Genomic DNA, 1,343 nt, shown 5'->3' with positions numbered 1-1,343 from the left:
TAGTGCTAGCATAAAAATAGTACAAGCCAAAATGAGAAAATCCTATACATGAAACCATGATACAATAGAAGTATCAGAAACGGGAGGAACTTATAATGGCGAAGCACTTTGATAAACAATTTAAACTGGATGCCATCCAATATTATCATGATCACCGGGATCTGGGGTTGGTCGGTTGTGCCAAAAATCTTGGCATAAGCCAGCAAACCTTGTCCCGATGGCAAAAAGAATTACGAGATACGGGAGACATTACATGCCGTGGTTCTGGTAATTATGCATCAGATGAAGCAAAAGAAATGGCAGCACTGAAACGAAAACTGCGGGATACAGAAGATGCGCTAGATGTCCTAAAAAAAGCCATCGGCATTCTGGAAAATTAACGGAAGCTATCTATCGTGAAGTTTCCAACAAGGCAGCTACAACCAGAAAAAGGAGACGCCATGTTTCTGTCTCTGGAATGCTTACTATGTTAGGCGTATCAAGATCCGGATATGTTGCTTGGTTAAAACGAGTGCCGTCTCATCAGCAACATCGTAAGCAAGCAGTACAACTGAAAATTAGAAACATTTATAATGCATCCAAGCAAAACTATGGAGCTCCGAAAATAGCGAAGGAACTTCGTAAGACAGGAGATATGATATCGGCGCGCACCGTTGGCAAATATATGAAAGATATGGGAATACGAGCACAATGGGTGAAACCGTATGTAGTGACTACGAAAGATTCTGATTTCAGTCATGCCTTACAAAACATATTGCAACAAGATTTTAATCCAGAACGACCCAATGCCGTTTGGTGCAGTGATATCACGTACATTTGGACGGCAGATGGGTTTGTTTACTTAACCAGTGTGATGGATTTATTTTCTCGCAAGATTATTGCATGGAATGTAACAACAACTATGCAGGTTTCCTGTGTTGTAGACACCATCAACAAAGCAAAAGCAAGACGTACATTGGACCAACCGTTGGTTATTCATTCGGATCGCGGCAGCGCTTACGTTTCGCGGGAGTACATACGAGCCACGAAAAACATGCAACGCAGTTATTCCAAAAAAGCTTTCCCTTGGGATAATGCCTGCATTGAGTCCTTTCATTCGTTGATTAAACGGGAATGGCTGAATCGGTTCCGTATCCGCGATTATCGGCATGCATATACGCTGGTATTTGAATATCTGGAAACATTTTACAATACGGTACGGATTCACAGTCACTGCGATTACATGTCGCCAGACGAATATGAAAAGTTGTATCAGCAGTGTCAGAAAAAAGATGCCTTGAGGGCAAGTTAAACCGAGGATACTTTTCTCATTTTATTTTGTACTAAATATTGACATAGGACCA

The 1,343-nt window shown here is 41.3% G+C and carries 2 protein-coding genes; both read left to right on the top strand.

Annotation, left to right across the window (positions count from 1 at the left end; translation table 11 throughout):
- Window positions 1-95: 95 nt before the first annotated feature.
- The gene (locus tag AB840_RS15255) at window positions 96-380 is read left to right on the top strand and encodes a transposase (protein WP_048515668.1); all 285 of its coding nucleotides are present in this window, start codon (window positions 96-98) and stop codon (window positions 378-380) included.
- A gap of 8 nt (window positions 381-388) precedes the next feature.
- Window positions 389-1,291 carry an IS3 family transposase gene (locus AB840_RS15250; RefSeq protein ID WP_048515667.1) on the top strand — a complete coding sequence of 301 codons (903 nt, stop codon included), beginning with the start codon at window positions 389-391 and terminating at the stop codon, window positions 1,289-1,291.
- Window positions 1,292-1,343: the final 52 nt, after the last annotated feature.

The sequence above is a fragment of the Megasphaera cerevisiae DSM 20462 genome, assembly GCF_001045675.1.
GTDB classification, from domain to species: domain Bacteria; phylum Bacillota; class Negativicutes; order Veillonellales; family Megasphaeraceae; genus Megasphaera; species Megasphaera cerevisiae.
Note: the sequence above shows the minus strand (reverse complement) of the source record. Positions and strands in the feature narration are given on the sequence as shown.

What these genes read in the sequence shown, in the direction of transcription:
- AB840_RS15255 (WP_048515668.1), top strand. Translation starts at nt 96, where the DNA reads ATGGCGAAGCACTTTGATAAACAATTTAAACTGGATGCCATCCAATAT.